General features: G+C 40.5%; 19 protein-coding genes and 2 pseudogenes. 9 read left to right on the forward strand and 12 right to left on the reverse strand.

The window, feature by feature from the left end:
* Window positions 1-52 precede the first annotated feature (52 nt).
* From tkt to V7K46_RS25685, 4 genes and pseudogenes are all read left to right on the forward strand, one after another.
* Window positions 53-2,080: a transketolase gene (gene tkt, locus V7K46_RS25670; RefSeq protein ID WP_335118190.1), complete on the forward strand. Its 2,028-nt coding sequence runs from the start codon at window positions 53-55 to the stop codon at window positions 2,078-2,080.
* 111 nt (window positions 2,081-2,191) lie between these two features.
* On the forward strand, window positions 2,192-2,485 hold the full coding sequence (locus V7K46_RS25675) for a hypothetical protein (protein WP_335118192.1): 294 nt from the start codon (window positions 2,192-2,194) through the stop codon (window positions 2,483-2,485).
* Window positions 2,486-2,690: 205 nt separating this feature from the next.
* Window positions 2,691-2,879 (forward strand): annotated as a pseudogene (locus V7K46_RS25680) (Uma2 family endonuclease); the annotation flags it as partial.
* Window positions 2,880-3,238: 359 nt separating this feature from the next.
* Window positions 3,239-3,643 carry a hypothetical protein gene (locus V7K46_RS25685; RefSeq protein WP_298917214.1) on the forward strand — a complete coding sequence of 135 codons (405 nt, stop codon included), beginning with the start codon at window positions 3,239-3,241 and terminating at the stop codon, window positions 3,641-3,643.
* Between the two features lie 188 nt (window positions 3,644-3,831).
* On the opposite strand, the gene V7K46_RS25690 is transcribed toward V7K46_RS25685, so the two are convergent.
* The 3 genes from V7K46_RS25690 to V7K46_RS25700 form a co-directional block, all read right to left on the reverse strand.
* A complete protein-coding gene (locus tag V7K46_RS25690) occupies window positions 3,832-4,029 on the reverse strand; it encodes a hypothetical protein (RefSeq protein ID WP_335025937.1) in 198 nt (65 codons plus the stop codon).
* 401 nt (window positions 4,030-4,430) lie between these two features.
* Entirely contained in the window at window positions 4,431-5,975 is a 1,545-nt protein-coding gene (locus V7K46_RS25695; RefSeq protein WP_335118195.1) for a hypothetical protein, read from the reverse strand.
* A 220-nt stretch (window positions 5,976-6,195) separates the two neighbouring features.
* Window positions 6,196-6,798, reverse strand: a complete 603-nt coding sequence (locus V7K46_RS25700) for a DUF3318 domain-containing protein (protein WP_335118197.1) — start codon at window positions 6,796-6,798, stop codon at window positions 6,196-6,198.
* Window positions 6,799-7,069: 271 nt separating this feature from the next.
* Here V7K46_RS25700 and V7K46_RS25705 point away from each other — a divergent pair, with 271 nt between their 5' ends.
* The gene (locus V7K46_RS25705) at window positions 7,070-7,330 is read left to right on the forward strand and encodes a hypothetical protein (protein ID WP_335118199.1); all 261 of its coding nucleotides are present in this window, start codon (window positions 7,070-7,072) and stop codon (window positions 7,328-7,330) included.
* Between the two features lie 171 nt (window positions 7,331-7,501).
* Here V7K46_RS25705 and V7K46_RS25710 read toward each other — a convergent pair whose 3' ends face one another.
* From V7K46_RS25710 to V7K46_RS25735, 6 genes and pseudogenes are all read right to left on the reverse strand, one after another.
* Window positions 7,502-8,476, reverse strand: coding sequence for a diguanylate cyclase (locus V7K46_RS25710; protein ID WP_335118202.1), 975 nt, complete (start codon window positions 8,474-8,476; stop codon window positions 7,502-7,504).
* 651 nt (window positions 8,477-9,127) lie between these two features.
* The gene (locus V7K46_RS25715) at window positions 9,128-10,768 is read right to left on the reverse strand and encodes an iron uptake porin (protein WP_335118205.1); all 1,641 of its coding nucleotides are present in this window, start codon (window positions 10,766-10,768) and stop codon (window positions 9,128-9,130) included.
* Window positions 10,769-10,895: 127 nt separating this feature from the next.
* A pseudogene (locus V7K46_RS25720) lies at window positions 10,896-11,069 on the reverse strand (helix-turn-helix domain-containing protein); the annotation flags it as partial.
* Window positions 11,070-11,461: 392 nt separating this feature from the next.
* Entirely contained in the window at window positions 11,462-12,130 is a 669-nt protein-coding gene (gene phoU / locus V7K46_RS25725) for a phosphate signaling complex protein PhoU (RefSeq protein ID WP_335118207.1), read from the reverse strand.
* A 28-nt stretch (window positions 12,131-12,158) separates the two neighbouring features.
* Window positions 12,159-13,478, reverse strand: coding sequence for a sensor histidine kinase (locus V7K46_RS25730; RefSeq protein WP_335118209.1), 1,320 nt, complete (start codon window positions 13,476-13,478; stop codon window positions 12,159-12,161).
* 53 nt (window positions 13,479-13,531) lie between these two features.
* On the reverse strand, window positions 13,532-14,284 hold the full coding sequence (locus V7K46_RS25735; protein ID WP_298917235.1) for a winged helix-turn-helix domain-containing protein: 753 nt from the start codon (window positions 14,282-14,284) through the stop codon (window positions 13,532-13,534).
* Between the two features lie 599 nt (window positions 14,285-14,883).
* On the opposite strand from V7K46_RS25735, the gene V7K46_RS25740 reads away from it, so the two are divergent.
* The 3 genes from V7K46_RS25740 to V7K46_RS25750 all read left to right on the forward strand — a co-directional run bounded on the left by V7K46_RS25740 (window position 14,884) and on the right by V7K46_RS25750 (window position 17,722).
* Complete coding sequence (locus tag V7K46_RS25740; protein ID WP_335118211.1) at window positions 14,884-15,867, forward strand: hypothetical protein; 984 nt, start codon at window positions 14,884-14,886, stop codon at window positions 15,865-15,867.
* Between the two features lie 58 nt (window positions 15,868-15,925).
* Complete coding sequence (locus V7K46_RS25745; RefSeq protein WP_335118213.1) at window positions 15,926-17,005, forward strand: hypothetical protein; 1,080 nt, start codon at window positions 15,926-15,928, stop codon at window positions 17,003-17,005.
* Window positions 17,006-17,593: 588 nt separating this feature from the next.
* On the forward strand, window positions 17,594-17,722 hold the full coding sequence (locus V7K46_RS25750; RefSeq protein ID WP_335118215.1) for a hypothetical protein: 129 nt from the start codon (window positions 17,594-17,596) through the stop codon (window positions 17,720-17,722).
* Here V7K46_RS25750 and hisA read toward each other — a convergent pair.
* Genes hisA through V7K46_RS25765 form a run of 3 tightly spaced genes read right to left on the reverse strand, consistent with a single transcriptional unit; the run spans window position 17,709 to window position 19,168 of the window.
* Window positions 17,709-18,482, reverse strand: a complete 774-nt coding sequence (gene hisA, locus V7K46_RS25755; RefSeq protein WP_335118218.1) for a 1-(5-phosphoribosyl)-5-[(5-phosphoribosylamino)methylideneamino]imidazole-4-carboxamide isomerase — start codon at window positions 18,480-18,482, stop codon at window positions 17,709-17,711. The two genes, V7K46_RS25750 and hisA, sit on opposite strands and share 14 nt — an antisense overlap.
* 54 nt (window positions 18,483-18,536) lie before the next feature.
* Window positions 18,537-18,836 (reverse strand): DUF3593 domain-containing protein, encoded by a 300-nt coding sequence (locus tag V7K46_RS25760; RefSeq protein ID WP_273768584.1) that lies wholly within the window; start codon window positions 18,834-18,836, stop codon window positions 18,537-18,539.
* Window positions 18,833-19,168, reverse strand: coding sequence for a DUF2499 domain-containing protein (locus V7K46_RS25765; RefSeq protein WP_334864206.1), 336 nt, complete (start codon window positions 19,166-19,168; stop codon window positions 18,833-18,835). The genes V7K46_RS25760 and V7K46_RS25765 overlap by 4 nt, the downstream gene beginning before the upstream one ends.
* Window positions 19,169-19,281: 113 nt before the next feature.
* On the opposite strand from V7K46_RS25765, the gene V7K46_RS25770 reads away from it, so the two are divergent.
* Entirely contained in the window at window positions 19,282-19,617 is a 336-nt protein-coding gene (locus V7K46_RS25770; protein ID WP_335118220.1) for a hypothetical protein, read from the forward strand.
* Window positions 19,618-19,627: the final 10 nt, after the last annotated feature.

Below are 19,627 nucleotides of genomic sequence, written 5' to 3' on the forward strand. Positions count from 1 at the left end.
CCAGCAAGAGAAGCTACCAAGAGTGCTAACCCGTCGTTAAATATAAGAGATTATGACTGTTGCAACCCAATCCGCCAAAGAATTGTCCGTCGAAGAACTGGCTATTAACTCGATCCGCTTCTTGGCTATTGATGCCGTAGAAAAAGCCAAATCGGGACACCCAGGACTGCCGATGGGCGCGGCTCCGATGGCTTTTGTCCTCTGGGATCGCTTTATGAAGTTTAATCCCAAGAATCCCAAATGGTTCAACCGCGATCGCTTTGTCTTGTCTGCCGGTCATGGCTCGATGTTACAGTACGCCCTACTGTACCTTACAGGCTACGATAGCGTCAGCATTGAAGATATTAAGCAATTCCGTCAATGGGAGTCTAAAACCCCTGGACACCCCGAAAACTTCATGACACCAGGCGTGGAAGTCACAACTGGCCCCTTGGGTCAAGGAATTGCCAATGGAGTCGGTTTAGCGATCGCCGAAGCCCACCTTGCCGCTAAATTTAACAAACCCGATAGCAAGATTGTTGACCATTACACCTACGTGATTGTGGGTGACGGTTGTAACATGGAAGGAATTTCTGGTGAAGCTTGTTCTTTTGCAGGACACTTGGGATTAGGCAAACTCATCGCTCTCTACGACGACAACCACATCTCCATCGACGGTTCCACCGATGTGGCATTCACCGAAGATGTTTCTAAGCGCTTTGAAGCTTACGGCTGGCATGTCCAACACGTCGAGGATGGCAACACTGACTTAGAAGCGATCGCCAAAGCAATTGAAGCAGCCAAAGCTGTCACCGATAAGCCTTCTTTCATTAAGGTAACAACCATTATTGGTTACGGTTCTCCCAATAAAGCAAACACTGCTGGTGTTCACGGTGCTGCCCTTGGTGGAGACGAAATCGCATTGACTCGGAAAAATTTGGGTTGGGAATACGAACCTTTCGTAGTCCCAGAAGAAGCCCTTAACCATACGCGCAAAGCAGTAGAACGTGGCGCAGGTTACGAAGACGAATGGAACAAGACTTTTGCAGACTACAAAGCTAAGTATGCCCAAGAAGCGGCTGACTTTGAACGCTACATAAGCAGCAAACTACCTGACGGTTGGGATAAAGTACTACCTACCTACACCCCAGAGGACAAAGGACTGCCCACCCGCAAACACTCAGAAAATTGCCTCAACAAACTGGCAGGGGTTTTACCTGAATTGATTGGTGGTTCGGCTGATTTAACCCACTCCAACCTTACCGAAGTCAAAGGCAAAGGCGACTTTCAAAAAGGGCAATACGAAAACCCCAACATCCACTTTGGTGTACGGGAACATGCTATGGGCGCAATCTGTAATGGGATAGCGCTGCACAGTTCGGGATTAATTCCTTACGGTGCTACTTTCTTGATCTTCACAGATTATATGCGTGCTGCCATCCGCTTATCCGCGCTTTCCCAAGCTGGGGTGATTTGGGTGATGACTCACGATTCCATTGGACAAGGTGAAGATGGTCCCACGCACCAACCCATTGAAACTGTGGCTTCCTTGCGAGCCATTCCTAATTTAACCGTGTTTCGTCCCGCAGACGGTAACGAAACCTCTGGCGCTTATAAAATAGCGATCGAGAAAGCGAAGCAAAATGCTCCTACCCTGTTGGCATTCACCCGTCAAAACGTCCCGAACTTGGCAGGTACATCGGTTGAGGGCGTGGCGAAGGGTGGATACACCGTGGTAGATAGCGAAGGTACACCTGATATCATCCTGATTGGCACTGGTTCAGAACTGAGCCTCGCCGTCAGCGCAGCCGAAAAACTCACGGCTGAAGGTAAGAAAGCCCGTGTTGTCTCCCTACCTTCATGGGAACTGTTTGAAGCACAGGATGCGGCTTATAGAGAGTCCATTTTGCCGAAAGCTGTCACCAAGCGTTTGTCTGTAGAAGCTGCTAGCAGTTTCGGTTGGCACAAGTACGTAGGTACTGAAGGCGATTGCGTTAGTATTGATCGCTTTGGTGCTTCGGCTCCAGGCAATGTTTGTCTAGAGAAGTTTGGCTTTAGTGTTGATAATGTGTTCGCTAAGGCTAAACAATTGTTGGGTTAATAACAACAGAATATTCTCGAAATTGTGTGAGGTGGGCATCTTGTCCACCTTTTTTATGCAGAGCGAGATTATTTATAATTAGAGTAATTAGTTAAATACTGGGAGGAAGTTATGCAAGAAGTTTATAGCTATCATCAGGAACTTACTAACCGGATATCGCCAATTGTAGACAACCTATTTAAAAGCAATAGCTTGTACTTGGTGAAATTAAAAAAATGGGAAATGATTGAAATGCTGGTAGACCTGTTTGGTAAATTTTCACCAGAAGAAATGCGAGCGATTAAAGATGATGATTTAACACGTAGGATTGATAGTATCCTAGTTTTAGAAGCTGTTTCAGGTACTTTAAATGATTTGACGCCAGAGCAAATAAAAATGTACGATGAAGCAGTAAAAAGAAAATAGACAAAGTGACTTATTTACTTGATACAAACATTGTCAACCCTTTCCAGAACAGATAGATGCTTATAAACTTGGCTTATGGTATTTAGAACTGATTCTGTTAAATCTTTTTGAGTACAAAGGCGACTACTTCAACCGTATAGCAAATAAGGAATTCTATCAGGAAAATATCGAAGCAGTTCCTTGGGTTTAAAAATAAACTGAAGCGATGGGTGTAGAATTGAGAATTTGGCAAGGGCGCTATCAAAATCTAGAATTACCCTGGCTGCGCTGCTGGGATAATCAGAGTAATTTGCTACAGACAGGATGGGAGCGATCGCAGTAAACAGAAGCACGAGCGGAACGCTTGGCTACTAAACTAAGAGAATTAAATATTAACCTCGATCAGTTAGTTTAATTATTTTGGCAACCATCTTTAGATAGATAGGGTAAACACTATGCGGTAGATCATCAGAAATCCCTTGCTAGTAATGAAAAAATGCAACTTTCATACCGACAAGTCATCAATGCACTTTTCATTTATTTTGTCAAGGTGTAATCCCCAGCATTGCTTAAGAAATCAGCAAGGCCTTCTCTAGACTGAATTTATATTCATGCTTTCAGTGGATGCAGTTATGACTTTGCAAATGCGATTATTATATATATGTACTCGAACAAAAATAGTTGCTGTTGTTCAGATAAAAAAATTCAGATTTTATCCAACTCTAGTAACTTTGGTTTTTAGCCAATTGTTTGATGTTTTGAGAAGGTAACACAATGAATAATATCCTTAAGCGCACACTTCTACCCAGCCTCATGGCTGCAAGTTTAGCTGGTGTCACCCTAGTTCCAGCAAAACCAGCTGCTGCTGATGACCAAGTACTAAGAGATGTAGGTATTGGGGCTGTTACTAATGTAGTAACAGGGGCTGTTAGGGGACATGGTAGTGTATTAGGCAATGCTGCCAAAGGTGGTGTCACTGGTGCAGCTGTCAATGGTGCAAATGGTCTGAGAAGCCATCACCATCGTCGTAACCGGAACGTTGTTCAAGATGTCGGAGTCGGTGCAGGGGCTAGCGCATTGACTGGCGCAGTTACTGGTGATGGCAGACATACCGTTGGCAATGCTATTGATGGTGCAGCTGTAGGTGGAGCAATCCATCTATTAACCAATCACAAATAATTCCTAAATTCATCGGTTGAAATACTTTCCAACCGTTAACGAACTTATCCCTCCCTAATTCCTCTCCTTTCTAAAAGGAGCAAACCCAACCTCTCTTCCCTAGTAAGGAAGGGAGGTTGGGGGGTTAGATTTATATTGAGATAGATGCCACCGTCAATAATGGATGACGTTAGACTTAATAGTAAACTCTAACCCTTCAACGCCTTTCTAAAGTTTCGACGATAGGATTGATTTGTAATAAACAAAGCTGGCCATAGCAAAGCTAAACCAATGCGATTGCTCAGAGTTGGATTAAAATTAGTCCGCCCAAACCCATTCCAAAACTTCCAAACGCCGCCTCCGTAAACTACTATCAAAACAAAAAAAATAAAGTTACCCATTCCCATCAACTCCGTTAGTAACTGACAGAATTTAAGTTAAGTTTTACCACACCAGGTAAACACTTCATAACCAACACCGAGAAAGTATGACAAAACTCCTCACTATTTGACACCTAAGTCAGTTAAACATACATTCTCTTATTCCAGTGTAGATTAGCCTCACGTGTTGCAGCTAGTTATCAGTGATGGCAAGCTAGGTCAAAAGATGTAAAAGCTTTATTTCTAGGGTTTTTTGGCGATACATGTTGCTTGTATAACAATCAAGCCTATAGTTTCTAAAACAGAACAGGGCTGTAAAATGCCCAACAGAGCAGGATTAGTTGCTTACTATAGCTTTAATAAAATATCTTTTACTATCGATTACCGCAATCTGCCTAAGAATTTCAAAATTCTGTGGCAGATTATCTTTATGCTTCATCTACCCAATAAAGATAATATCGTTCACTATCCACCCAGCCTCTCTTAAAATCTTTGATTGGAATAATCTTCAAGTCATTGCGGTTGACATTTAGTTTTTTATTTAAAATCAGCAAAATTTTCTTTTGGTCATCCTGATTTTTTAGTAGAGAATTAATTTGGCTTAATATTTCAGCTTCTTCAACATCTTGACGACCTTTTTTAAATAGGGTAAAGCTTCCCATTCTCTGAAGCTCAGGATAGTAAAACTTTCGATTCAGATAACCCGATAAAGGAGCCATATTTGCATCTCGGCTGGCAACAATAAACTTATTATCTAACCCAGCTTTTTGAAGATATTGAGATGTTTCGCGACTGGCAGAAAATGGTACAACTAAATCTCTTGAAAAACTATAAATACCTCCGAAAAACTGGACATAAAGAATTAGCATCAAAGCGATATGATGCCATTTTTGAACAAATGCAATTGAATTTGGACGAACAAAAAATTTATTGAGTAAAACTCTAGACTCTTGATAATAACTTTCCAGCCATAAAGCTGCTATCAAAACTAAATAGAAATGTCCAAAATGCCGAGGCATACCTATAAATCTAAAGTATGTAAAGGCAAATATTACACAATTTCCTATAATGTAGAAAAAGAAAGGAATTGGCTTTTTAGATAATTTAATCAAGGTTAAAATTACAATAAATAGAGCAATTGTCGTACAAATAATTAAATCCAGCCATCTCTTGTGTTGAGGAATAATTAATAAATAACTACCAAATATTCTACCTATGCTTTTCAATAAATGACGGATATCTAATTGTATTATCCAACCATTATTTAACCCACCATAAAGATAACTATCTATTGGAGGAGTAATAATATAAATGGATAAAATAAAAGAAAATATGATAATTAAAATACTTAAATATAAGTCGTATTTTTGGCTTTGACTAAAATACTGCTGGCGATATTCACTATCAAAACTAAATTCAGCTAGCAAAGTCAATAATAAAGAAAATGATACGAGCAAACCATAAGCATTACTATTTGCTAGTAAACCCAATAAAATGGCCAAATAAGCATAAGTTATTTTTCTCGATGAAAAAACTGTACAAAAAGCAAAAATAAACAACATACTAAAGGCATAGTTTCGAGAAATTAAAAGATATTCATAAAAAGGAAAGAAACCAAAGGAAAACAGAAACTTTTGTTGATAGTTAAAAGGGCTATATAGGCAAAAAACAGTAACCGAAACAACAGTAATTGCCAAATGAAAAATTTGCATAATAATAGGATTGTCCACTATTTTTCTCAGAAGTGCCAGAGAAAAATACCATAAAACAGGATGACCTTCATAATGGATATTTGCAACTAAATCCCCTAAAGATTCACTATCTCTGACAATAAGCCAGGGATTTAGTTCATCTCGCCACATCGAATGGTTGAGAATACCTATTAAACCAAGAACCGAAAAAATAATGATAATAAACCAAGGAGAATGAAAAGGTAATCTTGAAGTATATTTGATAATTTTTTCGTTTAACATTGTTAGTTAAAAATAAAATTTATTTGGATCAAAGTTATATAGCAATCCTAAATGAGTTGTGAAAACTATCGTAGACGCGTAGCGGCTTGCCGCAGGCTACCGCTAACGCCTCTGATCTGGTAGAGGGCATAGTTCAACTGCGGCTCCATCGAGCGTTCGCGTAGCGTCTCGTAGAGAAGCCGAGATGCTCACCAGCCGCTCAGTAACCACCTCCTGATTTCTACTTATAACTTTCTGGCATACCCACTGGTGACAAACCTGCGATCGCTCGTAAGTTTTGGCAACGAATCAACTCAGTAAAATTTAAACCAGAACGCCCTTCAATTTTGGCTACCGCTTCAATTGCAGATAACAGATGCTGCGCTGCTTCAACTTCTGAATAACCGCGCCGCTGTGCTATCCGAATTGCTGCTGCATCGGCATTTAACTCTGACTCTTGAGATTTGTTAGTACGCCAGATCCGAAAAGCGGCGATCGCACTTAATCCCCCAGCTACGACTACACCCACCACATCTGACTGTGCTGCTTCCAAGAATCCGCCTAACAGCCCCGCCAGCAGCACACCTTGATAAATGTCAGCTTTAAACCACTTCACCCCCGTTAACCAGCTAACCATCTGCAACAGCAGCAAGTCTCGTTGCGGCTTTGTCAAGCGACGCCACAAATCAAAATTAATATATATCGGTCGCGCCTGATTCCAGGGTTGGGGAAAGGAGGCGTCAATCACTTTTGCTTGCTCTGGCTTACTAACGACTTTTGTCGTCATCCGACCAGAAGCAGGCATCACATCTAACAAACGGCGAATTTCAACATTTGGCTCCATAAATTTAATTATTAGCCATAATGTGCATGGTAACTATTTTAGTTACCATTCGTGTTAACCTTTTATTTGTGACATACTTTAGCAGTCTTTAAAAATAGCTGTTCTATTATTGAAAACCTCTACAAATTGCGATTTGTGAATAGACCAGATAAAGCCATAAAAATATTGATTAAGCAGTTTTATAGGATGGCGGGATTTTATGGTATCGGTTTGCCCCCAAGTTTAAAACCTCAAAGTTTTGGATAACCATTGAGACTATACTTGTAAATACATGGACGTTTTTGCTACCCTCCCGCCTGAATGGACGAATAAGGCAATACATGCCTATAAGTTTTGCTGTCCTAGCTGCCACTCAAGTAGCCGAGAAGCCGAAAAAGTTTGGCTAAATCGGCGATCGCCTGTACTTACAGAAGACCGTCGTCGCAAATGGCAAGAGTTTTACTACTGTCACTGTGGTTCTGTATGGTGGGCTTGGAGTAGCGATCGCCCCCCAAAAGATATATCTAATCAGCCAGATTATAATCCCACATAGGAAAGTGGATTAAATAACTTATAAAACTCTACCTCCTTGCTTGAGGAACGAAATCTAATACCAATTCTTTATGAAGCTGCGCTAAATAAAGCTTCGAGAATAAAGTCGTAAGAAGTAAGGGAAGCAATGTGTTCTGGTGTAATTGTTTCACTGACTATATATTACTGTTGATTAAGCCCTCATAAGCTGCTGGCTTTTCTCCCTAATCTGTTTGTTTTTCTCCATAGCCTGTTGGACTTGCTTCATTATCTCTTGGTTTTTCCTCATAGTCTGCTGCAATTTCTGTTTAGACAGCCATAATGACTCTCTCAAGAACTCATCACAGACGGACAGTTTTGCAAGAGTTGCAATCTGCTTTTCTTCTAAATTTTCAGTTTGCTCAGTACTGTACACAAAGCAATCACGTCCTGCTGCCTTTGCTTGATACAATGCTTTATCCGCCGCCGCAATTATTTCTTGAAAGCTAGAGTTAGATATAGGAATTACTGTGGCTAACCCAGCACTCAAGGTTACATAAGAACTAACTTGTGATTTTTGATGGGGAATTACCAGTTTCCGCACAGCAAAGCAAATTCTTTGTGCAATGTGAGCCGCACCAAATGCGTTTGTGTTAGACAAAATTACAGCAAATTCTTCCCCACCATAACGGGCAACTAAATCAGCAGGACGTTGAACAATATTGAAGATGACTCTAGCAATTTCCTTAAGACAATGAGCGCCTGCTTGATGACCATAGGTATCGTTGTAGGATTTAAAAAAATCTACATCAACAAGGATCAGGGAGAGGGGCTGTTTTTCGCGTGCCATGCGCCGCCACTCAATATCAAGATACTCTTCAAATCGTCGGCGGTTAGCAACTTGAGTTAAGAAATCAATATTAGCTATAGTAACTAATCGCTGCAATTTTTCATTCTTCGCTTCTAGTTTTTGCTGAAGTTGGCGACGCTCTATTTGTTGGCTAGCTACCAAAAATTGATATTCTAAATTGCTTAAGCTTTTGCCTTGCGCCCAGTCTAAGACCTCTTCCAATGCCTGCCCTTGCAGTAAACATGACTCATCCTGATAACCGGATGCTACCCAAGCATTAAATGTTTGCAAATAAGGACGGAGATTGTCTAACTGCCCAATCGTCTCATCTAAAAACATGATTAAGTAAGTCGGTTGGAAAATTTCTAATTGTATAACAAAAATTAAACACTCAGATTAGAATTAAATTTAACACGCTGTGTACTCTAGTTACCTCTTTCTCCTCTAGCTTGAATACCATCAATTATCGTATAGGCAATTGATGGTACTCATCATCAAACATTTTCCCTGTTAATTCGCTTTTTTTGAGATGGTGCCACTCCAGTTCAATTGGATTCATCTCAGAGCAATATTTACGTAGAAACAAAATGTATAAATCCTAAGTTTCCCACTTGTTTAATAGAGTTTTATCTTGATCGCGAGTCAAAAACACCCAAAAACTACGCGCCCATATCTTAGTCACCTCGGTAGATCCATTCTCCGTATTTACTTATCTTTACATAAGTTAGTTTGTTCGCGCCGACTTACTTATATTAAATTTACTATACCTTGATATTAAGCTGATATTAGCTGGTTATATTGTTTCTGTATGAAGCTGCGCTAAATTATTGATAAGGGTATATTTGGTACATGTGTGATGGCTCTCAAATTGCAAGTTGAGATTAAACAGAGCCGAGAAGAATTGGAAAAAGCTGTTAAATATAAACAAAAGCCCACTTGAAAGTGGGCTTTTGTTTGTCTAATTCTGAGCTTTGTTTACCATCACCAATTTTAGAAGGTGAAGGTAGTACGTAGAGTACCTACGTATTCGGTGTCGTTAGCATCGTTATGCTCTGGATTGAAAATTACCAACAAGCCAGGAGTGACTTGAATATTATCGGAAACCTTGAACTTATAAAGACCCTCTAAGTGATAAGATTTATCGTCATCTAAGTTAGTATTGGCGGCGACATTTTTTATGCTACCACCAGTAACTCTGGGTGGTTGACCAAAAATAACACCTAAGACGTTACCTTTTCCACCAAAGTCTCTCAAAGCAAGCGATCCAGCCCAGTACCAAATATCTGCGTCTGTACCTGCATTAGCACCAGTAATAGCATCAGCAGTTGTATAACCTCCCCAACCACTAATAGCCAACTTGCTAAATTGGAAGGTAGCTTCTACACCGTAGTTATTGGATTCGGTACGAGTGTTATTCCCAAAGGGATTGTTGGCAAAAGTACTACCTGTACCTTGGAAAAGGTTGTTGTTAACGTTATTGTTAACAAGATTAGTTTGATAAGTGCGGGCGTAGGTTAGACCAATGTTAAAGGCTTTGGTGGGTTGGAAAGATAACTGACCAAATATGGCGTTATCACCATCCAACAGCCCATTATTAAGGGTAGGGTCATTAGCAGTCCTAGCTATATAAGCACCAGTCAAGCTGATAGGGCCATTAGGATTGAAGGTAACAGTCAAACCAGCGCCACCTTGACCTTGACGATATATGGGGCTGAAACGTCCATAGCGAGAGAGCGCACCTCTAGCAGAGCTAGCAAAGTCAGGGTTGAAGGTATTAACGTTTTCGTATAACTCAGCATTAGTAGCATCAACTTTGATACGCACTGCATTATTAAAGTTGAAAGCATAATTGATTTTATCGATCACAACAGAGTTGTTGTTATTACCGTCAAAGGCCAACCGGGTCATGTTAGTACCGCTTACACCAGCATTAGAGATGGTGTTATTAGCATTCAGACGAATTTGCAACTGGTCTTTACCAGTGAAACTGCTCAACAAGTTCAAACGAACGCGGTCAGAAAAAGTGGTGTTAGAATCCAAGTCTTGAGTCGGATTACCACCAGGAACTGCTCTATTGTTACCAAAAACATCAGACACGGCGAAAACTGCTTCTCCAACCAATTTGGTGGTAGTGGAGAACTGATTGGCTTCCAACTCAGAAGTGCGAGCTTCTAGTCCATCTACACGACCGCGCAGGGTTGCTAGTTCAGCAGAATATTCTTCTTGTAAACGCTGTAAAGTAGCCAAGTCTTGTTTAGTGACCAAATCGCCAGTAGCTGAAGCAATCAGTTCGTTAACCCGATTTAAACAGGCATTCAAACCTGCGGCAAATTCATAACGGGTCATAGCCCGGTTCCCACGATAGGTACTGTTGGGATAACCTGCAATACAGCCGTACCGCTCAACTAGGGATTGTAAAGCTTGGAATGCCCAATCTGTGGGCTGCACATCCGAAAATTGCGAAACTGATGTTACCTGACTCATGCTGTTAGAGTCTTGAGCTTCAGATAACTGGGCAACATTTGTAACCTGTTCGTTGACTTCAGCGGCTAAAGCACTATTCGCAACAAAAAATGTAGCAGCGACAATAACCGGACTAACCTTAAAAAGATTCCAGAATCGTTTTGTCATGTTTTTTAGTCTCACTCACACCTACTAATCCAATCATCGTAAAATGCTTATAACACTTTACTTTCAGGAATTTTACACACAATCACAGTCTGGATTATACCTTTATACTGTGATAAATACAAGTCATTTAATATAGTGCTGAACTATAATTTTCAATTAATTTATTTGGTAAGCGCAAAATAATGCGGCGTTTGTGAGGTAAAACTATTCCTTCTTCCTGCAACTGTTGTAGGAGTTGGGTAACTGTTACTCGTATGGTATTTAACACTTCAGCAATATCTTGATGGGTAACATTATTATCAGGGAATCTCGCTATTTATAATGATTAAGCAACTCTAATGATTTGGAGCAAAATTTACCTGAATATCTGAAAGTGTATTCTTCTCAATCAGAGCTAGGGACTAATTCCAAATCTTTTCATGGCAACAACTTCTGCTTTCAGGTATCTATCAGTGAGATAGACCGGAATTTTTCAGTTATTTCTCTGTTACTTTAATTGTGCAAGTTTAAGAAAAGGTAAGCTTTTAGTAAAATATTTAGTTAACTTATTTTTAATAATTTGGTATTTTTTGAAGACTGAGTAAGTATGTAGGCGCAAATAATTATGAAGATATAGGGTGAAATGGCGCTTACTTAAGCACGATTTAGATCCTCGACTTATTGAAGAAGTCGGGGATCTGGGCAGCACGTCAATTAAGAGCGTTGACCGGTGACAATATATGCTACCCTCTGACCAATATTAGTGGCATGATCTGCCATGCGTTCCAGACAACGAATTGCCAGTGCCAGCAGCAGAATTGGCTCGACTACCCCTGGCACATCGCGTTGTTGAGCTAAAGTCTGATAAACGCGATCGTAGGCATCGTCTACAGTATCATCTAGGTGCTTTAAACGGCGTCCACCAGCCTCATCGAAATCTCCCAAAGCCTTCAAGCTAGTTGCTAGCATCGCCTGCGCGTGAAGGGACATAGTTTCAATCTCTGGCAAACACGTATGAGGCGCATAAGGAAAGATTTTAATCGCAATCTCAGCTAAATCCTTAGCATAATCGCCAATGCGCTCTAAGTCTCGCACCAACTGCATAAAAGCACTCAAGCAGCGCAAATCTTGGGCTGTAGGCGCTTGCAGCGTTATAATCGCCGTACAGTCTGATTCTATTTGACGATAAAAGCGATCAATCTTTTTATCTAATCGGGGAAGTTCCTCAGCTGCTGTTAAGTTACGAGCAAATAACGCTTGGTGGCTGAGGCGAAATGATTGTTCTACCAAAGCACCCATGCGTAATACATCCCGTTCTAAGCGCCTAATGGCGCGTGCGAGTTGGGGTCTTTGAGGATTCGGAGTATAATCGACAGCTTTCACACTTGTTGTCTCAAACGTGAAGATATAATTAACTATAGTCTTGGCTTAAGGAGTTTGCCATAACTTCATGAAATTGGAGTTGCATCCACGCACCGCCAGTTTCTGGATGGTTCATAGCTTTGATTGAACCACCGTGGGCGAGAAGAATTTGCTCAACGATCGCTAATCCTAAACCATTGCCAACGATCGCCCCGATGGAGTTACTATCTTGTGGCGAATGGGTTCGCGCTTTATCTCCTCGATAAAATCGCTCAAAAACGTGGGGTAAATCTGCCTCAGAAAACCCGACACCAGAATCGATCAGATTTATTTCTAGGATTGGGGAAGCGGGATCATTATCCTTTGTTGATAAGATTTTTGTTTCAACGTGAATACTTGTACCAGGAGGACTGTACTTAATACTATTGTCTAGCAAGTTGAGAAAAACCTCGTAAATACGGGCTTCATCTGCCTTAATCCAAAGATTTTCTGGGCCAGAATAAGTAAGAGACAAATGTTGGCGCACTGCCAAGGGTTCTAGTGTTTCCCAAACAGATGCAATCAGCGATCGCAATTCTACAGGTTTGGCTTGCAATTGCATATTTGGGTTTGCTTCCATTTGGGTAAGTTCTAACCAGCTTTGCACTAAGTTAATCAGCCGATCAACTTCTTGCATTAGGCGGTTAACCCAGCGATCTAAAGGTGGTTCTAAGCGGGTTTGTAGCGTTTCTACAACCAAGCGAATCGATGTTAGCGGCGTTCTGAGTTCGTGTGCTAGATCAGAAAAAGAGCGATCGCGTATTTGATTTATATCTAATAGGGGTTGACGATTTTCTAAAAAGACTCCCACTTGTCCATTGGGTAAAGGCAAGCTAGACGCCCGCAAAGCCAAAGATTTTATTGTTGCCATCTCTGCCGCATCATCACAAGATGGATGAAATATCCATTCTCGCGTCTGTGGTTTTTGCCGATCACGAGTTTGCTCAATTAAATGGTCAAGTTCGTAAGACCTTACCAACTCTAGTAACAAGCGCACCTGTTCTGGTTGCCACCTTTGCAGATACAAAATTTCCTGCGCCTGCTGATTGCACCACAGCAGTTGATTTTCTTCATCCACCTGCAAATATCCCACTGGTGCAAAATCTAGTAGGTCTTGGTAAGTTTGCAACGACTGCTGCAAATCTTGCCACTGCTGTTTCACCATCGCTATTTCCTGCCGCAATGCAGGAATCAGCAGCAGTCCCATTTTGTCAGAATGCGAGGTTAACGGTCGGAGTAAGCGCCCCAGGTAGCGGTTAAGTTGAACCTGTTGCCAAACCCAAAACCCAATGCCTACCGCTAAACCCAGAAAAAATCCCAATAAAAGCATTTGAGTTGTTAGTTTCTTCGTGACTACTAAAAACTAACAACTATCCAAACTAATTATCCAAACCTATAGCCAAAACCTCGGACAGTCACAATATATTCAGGATGACTGGGGTCTTGCTCTAATTTTTCGCGCAACCACCGAATGTGAACGTCTACGGTTTTACTATCGCCGACGAAATCTGGCCCCCAAACCTGGTCGAGCAATTGTTCCCGTGACCATACCCTACGGGCATAACTCATAAACAGTTCCAGCAAGCGGAACTCTTTGGGGGAAAGATTCACCTCTTGACCACGAACCAGCACGCGACATTCTTGGGGATTCAAGGTGACATCCTTGAATTTTAATACTGGTAGTTGTGGTAAATTACTTAGACGTTGGCGGCGGAGTAAAGCGCGACAACGAGCCACTAACTCGCGCATACTAAAGGGTTTGGTTAGGTAGTCATCTGCTCCCACCTCTAACCCCAGAACACGGTCAGTTTCACTACCCTTAGCACTGAGGATTAAAATAGGTACTGGGTTTCCTTGATGACGTAGCAAACGGCAAATATCTAGCCCATTGATTTGAGGCAGCATCAAATCAAGAATGATCAGATCAAAGGGAAGTTCCCCTGAGTTGGTTTCAAAACTTTTGAGATACTCTATAGCAGACCGCCCATCGGGGGCAGTTATCACCCGATAACCTTCCTCTTCCAGGGCTACAGCTAGCATTTCCTGGATTAATTCTTCATCTTCTACTACTAGAATACGGCTGGTTTGTCCAATATCCGTTGTGGCAGAATATTTAGTCGATTCACTGGTATACATTGATATCACAAAAGTCTGGGACTGTGCTTGTATCAATTAGAATGATTTAATCTATTATCTCGCCTTAGTGCAACCGTGCTTCTACTAGGGTTTATTCTTTTAGATTTTCTTTACAAAAAGTAATATATATTACAGCACCCTTCTAAATCATAATCACTGTGGCTGCAAGCTTTTAATAGCTTTTAATTAAGGACTTTGGTTGTCTTGACAAGAGCAGATTAGGTTAGGTATATTTATTTTAGTACAAAAATACTACATCTCTTGGTGAAAGCTTATAGTGTTTCTCGTTTGTATGGAATACACTCCAACCTCTCTACTTAAAGGAGAGAAGCTTTGAATCTTACTCCCCTTTCCGATAAGGGAAGGGGCTGTTCTTGTTAGGTTTCTATTAGACTCAACTGAGAAACGCTATATACCTGAAAAACAGAAAGACACACGCGTGGAAAATTCCTACCCCACCTAAGTGTCAGATGTTGGTTATTTCAGTATTTACACTGGGTTAAAAATGTTTATTCAAAGGCTACCCTGATGTCTGCATAGGGTAGTCGTTGGTATGGCTTGCTACCCCATAAATCATTGCTATTGAAGGGAGTTGGAAGATGACTACAATTGGAGTCAAGGACACCAAACAACAACTAATGCAAGCATTTCAACAAATTATTATTCAAAGAAAAAAGCTGGAATCTAAAATAGCAACTAAACAAGAGGAAGCAGATAAGGCTAAAAGTCAAGAAATTTTGCAAGCAGCTTCTGCATATACAGTTGATAGTATTGTCAAAGGTTTAGCTGATTTACAATTGGAGTTTGGTAGTATTCTTAACGCATTATCTGAAAAACTAGCTCAGGAAAACTTTAAGTTAGATGAATTAAACCGAGCTATAGAAATTGAAACTCAACGCCTGCAAGAGCTTCAACAAATCAGAGTTGTAGCGGATACTCTAGACATTTTAAGTCAAGAACATCAAGAAAAATTAAAAACCTTAGAACAAGATACTATCAGTAAAAGGGAAGTACTAGAAAAAGAAATTACAATCAGGCGGAAAGAATGGCAAAAAGAACAAGCAGAGTATGAAGAAAAAGTTCAAGCATATAATGATTTATTAGCTAAAGATCGCCAGCAAGAAGAAGAAGAATCTCAGTATAAGTTAGAAACTGCCCGTAAACTTAATACAGACAGCTATGAAGCCATAAAACGGCAACAACAAAGGGAAATACAAGAAAATTCTCAAAAGAAAGAGAAAGATTGGGCAGAACGAGAAAAGATATTTGCTGAACGCCAACCACTCTTTGGAGACTATCAACAAAAAGTAGCTACATTTCCTAACGAACTGGAAGAAGCCGTTAAGAAAGCTAGGGAAGAGGCAATTAAAGAAACAAGTCAAAAAGCTAAAATTGAAGCTGATTTGTTTGAAAAAGAATGGGAATCCAACAAACAGAGTTATGAACAAAAAATTCTATCTCTGGAAGAAACAATTAAGAAACAGTCTGAGCAAATAGAAGGTATTTCTGCTCAATTGCAAACTGCATTAAAACAAGCACAAGACCTAGCCCTGAGGGCTTTTGGTAATTCTAATTCAAAATAGTTATAAGTCTGTCGTGTAGCATCTTAATCATTTTTAATTCCTGAAGAGGAGGTTTATTGTGGTGGTAAAAAAACCGACTGATAAGAATACTAAAGTAGAAATTCTTCAGGCGTATGAGGAGTTAACTAAAGAAAAAGCAGCGTTGAAATCAGAACTTGATCAAGTTGCTAAAGAAAACCAGTCTGGAACTAAAGAACAGCCTAAATTAGAACAAAAAATAGCTATGAATCAGCTTTCTAGTGTCCAACAAAAGATGAACAATACAATTGAAAGCTTGGCGAAGATTCAATTAGGTTTTGGCAGTGCTGCTAATGAATTATCCGAACAGCTAACTATAAAAGCCTCTAAATTAGAAGTAATCAGGCGAACTTTAGAAGAGGAAATCAAACAATTAGCACGGTTGCACAATTTGGAAATTTCTGATGATATCTTGGATACTCTCATTCAAGCTTATGAAGATAATACTAAAATTTATCAGGAAGAATATAGCCAGCGTTCTGAAGTGTTATTCCAAGAAATACTAGAGCAAAGGAATACTTGGGGAAAAGAACAAGAGGAACAGCAACGGGCGATAAAAGAACAGAATGAAAACTCGAATAAAACTCGACAACGCGATGCATCAGAATATAAATATAATTTAGAACTCCAGCGGCAACTGGGAAGTGACGAATACGAACAAGGGCAGAAAGCACTATATAAGCAACTGGAAGAATTACTACAAGTAACAGAAAAACAGTGGGCTGAACGGGAGAAAGCAATTTCTGAGAGAGAGAAACAATTTGAAGAATTAAAAGCCAAGGTAGAGGCTTTTCCGAAAGACAAAGAAGCAGCTATAAAAAAAGCTACAGAAGAAGGCAAAGGCATCGCCCACTACCAAGCTAAAGTAAAATCAGATTTATATTCTAAGGAAGTGGAAGGACAAAAGCGTTTCTATGAACAAAGACTGCAATCTCTAGAACAAACTATTACTAATCAAGAGAGTCGGATTCAAAATCTTTCTAAACAACTTGAATCTGCTCTCAAACAAGTTCAAGATTTGGCAGTTAAAGCTATTGAAGGTACTTCAAACGTTAATTCATATCAGGCAATCAAAGAAATAGCTTTAGAACAAGCGAAAACTCAAGTAAAAAATAAATAAGCTGATTTCTTTTTGATGAGAATTGTAGAGACTTAATTTAATTTAAGTCTCTACAAGGAACTATAACAGTTCTAAATGATTTATGAAATTATCTGTTTATTTTCTTCTCAACTCTTGGATAGGCTGAGTTTTGACAACTCAAATAGGATTGTTATATAACGCTTTTTATTCGGTTTTACTTGGTTTTTTGATGTCTGGAGGAGGTTGTGGTTTCTTTTTCTTTATTCCGGTAGCCTGTATTAGCTTAAATGCTTGGTTGGAATTTGGTTCTTGAGTAGACATAAGACTAAATTTTTAAATTTACGACAATATTATCTACACCAAGGGTATTGGAGATTACAGAAATATATCACAGAAAATTTGAGTTTAACCAAAAAAAGTTAGTAGATAATGTTACCCCTGTCGGAACCTTCAGTTTTAAGGGGATAAATACAAATCTTAATATATGAGTCAGCGATCGCTTCGTGGCTGGATAAAATAGGTAATGTAAGATGATATCCGGGAATACTGACCATACGGCTTAATTCTTAACACCTAAGTATTTAGGTTTACCAATATTGGTCTATACAAAGGATTTCAAACTTTAGATTGGTTGGATCGAAAGTAGTCAAGCTAAAACAAATACCCGGACTGGTTAAGCAAGCCACCACTGAACTCGATACTCCGAGTCAGTGTGTGGATGTCACCAAATACACAGAGAATGTCAAGCAAAAGTAGAAAAACCTAGATTGGGTGGAATATCCTGAATCCGCCCAGGGCCGATCGCTCGTAATGCTTCTTTGAGTAAAATATCCCCAGTATACAAGGCACGTCCGACAATCACACCAGTTACACCTTGAGGTTCTAACGCCAATAAACTCAACAAATTGGTGACAGAACTTACCCCGCCAGAAGCAATTATCGGGATGGAAATTACCCCTGCAAGTTCTTGCAAAGCTTCAAAATTAGGGCCTGTGAGTGTACCATCTCGGTGGATATCTGTGTAAATGATGGCGGCTGCGCCCAATTCTTGCATTTGTACAGCCAGTTGGGTTGCTAAAACTTCCGAGGTTTCTAACCAACCGTGAGTTGCTACTCTACCGTTACGGGCATCAATGCCAATAATAATCTGTCCAGGAAACTCTTCACAGAGTTGTTGCACTAGCTGAGGTTGTTCTACGGCGATGGTTCCGAGAATTGCCCACTCTACGCCTAGATTAAATAATTGTTGCACGCTGGTGCGATCGCGCAATCCTCCACCAATTTCAATGGGTACTGACACCGCATGAGCGATCGCTTCAATTGCCCGCAGGTTTACTACTTTACCTGCCTTAGCACCATCTAAATCAACTATGTGTAATCTAGTAGCACCCTGCGCTACCCACTGTTTGGCAACATCAGCAGGATTTTCGCTAAAAACTTGCGAGCGATCGTAGTCTCCCTGATACAGTCGCACACACCGACCTTCTAGTAAATCAATCGCTGGAATTACATCCATTTACTTGTTCCTCATAACTCAATGCAATCAAACCGCTAGCTATAGCTGAACTTACTATTTTTCATTTTTCATTTTTAATTGCCTTACAGCTTGCCCAAAACCCACCACAAGCAAGATGTTAGAAAGGGTCAAAAATACTTCTGCACCGCCGTGCAACCAATCTACATTGGCCAAAGACTTGCCATAATGCAATACAGCATAAATCCCCACCGGGATGGTGACGCCAACAAACACGAGAGTGCCGTAAAATCCATACAGCGCTAAACGCGGCATTTGCGGACTGCGGCTGATAAACCACAAGAAACCCAAGTAGGGAAACAGTGAAAGCGCAAATAGGGTTTCTTTAGAAATCATTGCTCTGATTTGATAGTTTTTGGTTCAACAGTGTCAGGAGATTTGGTAGAACGCCAAATCAAAAACGCCGCTGCCCAAAGCGTAAAATTACCAACTAATGTCATGGTAGCTTGCAGCGTTACCAGCCATTCTAAAGATTCGGCGTTGTCAAAATAATGCCAGGTACAGGCACACATGGCGCTGACTAAAGCTGGTAACATGGCAAGGGATAAGCCCCACCAATTGCGATTACCAGTGAGTTCGCCATAAGTCCAAATTAACCAAATGGCGACAATCCACTCAATAACGCTAGAAACATGAATAATCCAGGTGGGAATCGATAGAGCGTGCATACAGTGGGAGTGGGGAGTTAGGAGTTAGGAGTGGGGAATAGCCCTGTCAACGTAATATGTAGCTTGAATTTCATATTAGTTTAAACAAAATCTTCACTTGTTCTTTTAGAATTTTGAAAATTCCGAGTTCAGAGGCTCAACGTTCACCTTCAGAGGCTCAACGTTCACCTTCAGAGGCTCAACGTTCACCTTCAGAGGCTCAACGTTCACCCTCAGAGGCTCAACGTTCACCTTCAGAGGCTCAACTTTCACCCTCAGAGGCTCAACGTTCACCCTCAGAGGCTCAACTTTCACCCTCAGAGGCTCAACGTTCACCTTCAGAGGCTCAACTTTCACCCTCAGAGGCTCAAGTGCCGAGTTTTGAGCTAGTAATGAATACAAAACTCACCTTGACAGCGCTAGAGTGGGGAGTTAGAAGTTCTAACTATCTTCTGCACTATTCAAAATAGAACTTGGGAA

This window comes from Nostoc sp., from assembly GCF_036917395.1.
GTDB lineage: Bacteria > Cyanobacteriota > Cyanobacteriia > Cyanobacteriales > Nostocaceae > Nostoc.

Coding starts and splice junctions, on each gene's coding strand:
- V7K46_RS25705 (WP_335118199.1), top strand. CDS start 7,070: ATGGACGTTTTTGCTACCCTCCCGCCTGAATGGACGAATAAGGCAATA.
- V7K46_RS25700 (WP_335118197.1), bottom strand. CDS start 6,798: ATGGAGCCAAATGTTGAAATTCGCCGTTTGTTAGATGTGATGCCTGCT.
- V7K46_RS25675 (WP_335118192.1), top strand. CDS start 2,192: ATGCAAGAAGTTTATAGCTATCATCAGGAACTTACTAACCGGATATCG.
- V7K46_RS25690 (WP_335025937.1), bottom strand. CDS start 4,029: ATGGGAATGGGTAACTTTATTTTTTTTGTTTTGATAGTAGTTTACGGA.
- V7K46_RS25695 (WP_335118195.1), bottom strand. CDS start 5,975: ATGTTAAACGAAAAAATTATCAAATATACTTCAAGATTACCTTTTCAT.
- V7K46_RS25765 (WP_334864206.1), bottom strand. CDS start 19,168: ATGCACGCTCTATCGATTCCCACCTGGATTATTCATGTTTCTAGCGTT.
- V7K46_RS25760 (WP_273768584.1), bottom strand. CDS start 18,836: ATGATTTCTAAAGAAACCCTATTTGCGCTTTCACTGTTTCCCTACTTG.
- V7K46_RS25715 (WP_335118205.1), bottom strand. CDS start 10,768: ATGACAAAACGATTCTGGAATCTTTTTAAGGTTAGTCCGGTTATTGTC.
- hisA (WP_335118218.1), bottom strand. CDS start 18,482: ATGGATGTAATTCCAGCGATTGATTTACTAGAAGGTCGGTGTGTGCGA.
- V7K46_RS25740 (WP_335118211.1), top strand. CDS start 14,884: ATGACTACAATTGGAGTCAAGGACACCAAACAACAACTAATGCAAGCA.
- V7K46_RS25685 (WP_298917214.1), top strand. CDS start 3,239: ATGAATAATATCCTTAAGCGCACACTTCTACCCAGCCTCATGGCTGCA.
- V7K46_RS25735 (WP_298917235.1), bottom strand. CDS start 14,284: ATGTATACCAGTGAATCGACTAAATATTCTGCCACAACGGATATTGGA.
- V7K46_RS25710 (WP_335118202.1), bottom strand. CDS start 8,476: ATGTTTTTAGATGAGACGATTGGGCAGTTAGACAATCTCCGTCCTTAT.
- V7K46_RS25730 (WP_335118209.1), bottom strand. CDS start 13,478: ATGCTTTTATTGGGATTTTTTCTGGGTTTAGCGGTAGGCATTGGGTTT.
- tkt (WP_335118190.1), top strand. CDS start 53: ATGACTGTTGCAACCCAATCCGCCAAAGAATTGTCCGTCGAAGAACTG.